The sequence below is a fragment of the Mesorhizobium sp. M7A.F.Ca.US.006.04.2.1 genome, assembly GCF_004022915.1.
GTDB lineage: Bacteria > Pseudomonadota > Alphaproteobacteria > Rhizobiales > Rhizobiaceae > Mesorhizobium > Mesorhizobium ciceri.
Window position 1 is genome coordinate 1 of the sequence record NZ_RZQA01001492.1, and the last position, 738, is coordinate 738.

Genomic DNA, 738 nt, shown 5'->3' on the forward strand with positions numbered 1-738 from the left:
AGGCCGCCCTGAGAGGCGGCCTTTTTAAATAGAAATCAAATATTTAAAGCGCGGACGTGATCTGCAGCTCGTTGTTGCCATCAAGCGCGTAGACGTCGTCGCGGAACTGCACCACGCCCGGACCGGTCGACCAGGCCGAGAGATAGAGGAAGTGGACCGGCACCGGATTGGTGACCTGGATCGGCGTGTTTTCACCGGTCTTGATCGCCGCCTCGAAATGCTGGCGGTCCCAGCCGGGCGTGTCGCGCAGGATCCAGGTGACGAGGTCGCGCACATTCTGCACGCGCACGCAGCCCGAGGAATCGAAACGCAACATCTTGCCGAACAGGCTCTGCTGCGGCGTGTCGTGCATGTAGACGCCGTCAGGGCTCGGGAAATTGATCTTCACCGAAGCCATGGCGTTTTCCGAGCCGGGATCCTGGCGGAACCGGTACTTGGCGGCGTCGTCGGTCGACCAGTCCACATTCATCGGATCGACTTCGCTGCCATCGGGCGCGAACAGGCGGATGTGGCTGTTCTTGAGATAATCGGGATTTTTCCGCATCAGCGGAATGATGTCCTTGCGCACGATCGAGACCGGCGCGTTCCAGTATGGATTGACGATGATCTCGGTGATCTTGGAATTGACGATCGGCGTCTGGCGATCGATCTTGCCGACGATCGCGGTGTGGCGAAGCACGACGCGGTCGTTCTCGACCGCTTCGACCTGGGCTGCCGGAATGTCGACCAGCACGTAGC

Annotated in this window: 1 protein-coding gene; it reads right to left on the reverse strand. The window is 60.2% G+C overall.

The features are described from left to right. Positions 1-43 precede the first annotated feature (43 nt). Positions 44-738, reverse strand: a 695-nt coding sequence (locus tag EN925_RS38270) for a L,D-transpeptidase family protein (protein ID WP_164894796.1), incomplete at its 5' end; no start/stop codon positions are given.